1 tRNA gene and 2 rRNA genes are annotated in these 1,402 nt (G+C 41.4%); all 3 read left to right on the top strand.

The window, feature by feature from the left end:
• Window positions 1-339 (top strand): 23S ribosomal RNA (locus WS40_RS10605); the annotation flags it as partial.
• A 74-nt stretch (window positions 340-413) separates the two neighbouring features.
• A 5S ribosomal RNA gene (rrf, locus tag WS40_RS10600) occupies window positions 414-530 on the top strand.
• Between the two features lie 45 nt (window positions 531-575).
• Window positions 576-651 (top strand) — tRNA-Asn (locus WS40_RS10595).
• The last annotated feature ends 751 nt before the right edge of the window (window positions 652-1,402 follow it).

Here is a 1,402-nt window from a genome sequence, read left to right as displayed (position 1 = left end):
ATTAAAGCGGTACGCGAGCTGGGTTCAGAACGTCGTGAGACAGTTCGGTCCCTATCTGTCGTGGGCGTAGGATATTTGCAAGGAGCTGTCCCTAGTACGAGAGGACCGGGATGGACGCACCTCTGGTGCACCAGTTGTCACGCCAGTGGCACAGCTGGGCAGCTATGTGCGGAACGGATAAACGCTGAAGGCATCTAAGCGTGAAGCCGCCCTTAAGATAAGATATCCCTTCTGTTTACAGAGTAAGACCCCTTGAAGACTACAAGGTTGATAGGCTCAAAGTGTAAGCACGGTGACGTGTTTAGCTAGCGAGTACTAATCGGTCGAGGGCTTAACCTTATTGGTTATGACTACTCCTTTTAACCAACAGCTTTTTCATTATTCAATTTTGAGGATTCGTTCCTCTTCACTTAGTCGGTGGCGTTTGAGTTGAGGTCACACCTGTTCCCATGCCGAACACAGTAGTTAAGCTCTTCTTCGCCGAAAATACTTGGATGGTAACGTCCCGGTAAGATAGGGTGCTGCCGACACCTTACTAAACAGAGAAGATAATATTCTTCTCTGTTTAGTCATATTCCTCCTTAGCTCAGTCGGTAGAGCATTCGGCTGTTAACCGAAGGGTCGTTGGTTCGAGTCCAACAGGGGGAGCCATACTTGTGCAATAAAATTGATGCACACCTCGAAAAGCTCGTATTTACGAGCTTTTTTTGCGTTTTGAGGGTGAAAATTTCAGGTGTAAAACCGTAGATCCTTTTTCGTAAAAAAGGATCTGAACCCTCAACAATTAAACATCGTCAAACAAAACGGCAGACTTTGAGTATATTATGCTCTAAGCCTGCCGTTTTTGTTGGTATCTCTTAAAATAGAGAAACCAATAGGATTGGCTTTTTGGCTTTTTAGAGCGGATACTCAGAATTCCTTAATGTAAACGACATGACTGTTGTTTATCCTAATGGAATAATTGATATTATTCCGTGGGAAAACGGAAATGTGGACAAGAAAAATATTCAAAGATTCTTAACGACTCTTTTAAAAGACGGCGAGTCTGAAACAATCAGTCTGAAACCCGGAGAAAGTATCGTCGGACATTATTCAGCAAGAAAAAAAAACACTTTCTTCTAATTTTGATGACTAAAAAAATATAACAAAGCATTACCATAGGAGCGGTAATCGGATTTCTGATCATAATTTTTCAGCATGGAAAACTGTGCGTCGGATTCCTATGAAAACAAGATTTTACATATCAGGAGGAAAAAATTGAAAAGAAGAATCATTTCAATTTTCATGTCTGTTATTGTCCCCATCAACATAATTGTTCCGGTCTACGCTTCGGCAGCAGATGTCGCTGATAACAATTCATCTGTCTATATAGGCAATGGTTATGTTGTTTATTATGATATTA

This window comes from Ruminococcus sp. N15.MGS-57, from assembly GCF_000980385.1.
GTDB classification, from domain to species: domain Bacteria; phylum Bacillota; class Clostridia; order Oscillospirales; family Ruminococcaceae; genus Hominimerdicola; species Hominimerdicola aceti.
The sequence above is the reverse complement of the archived record's forward strand: the minus strand, read 5'-3'. Positions and strand labels throughout refer to the sequence as shown.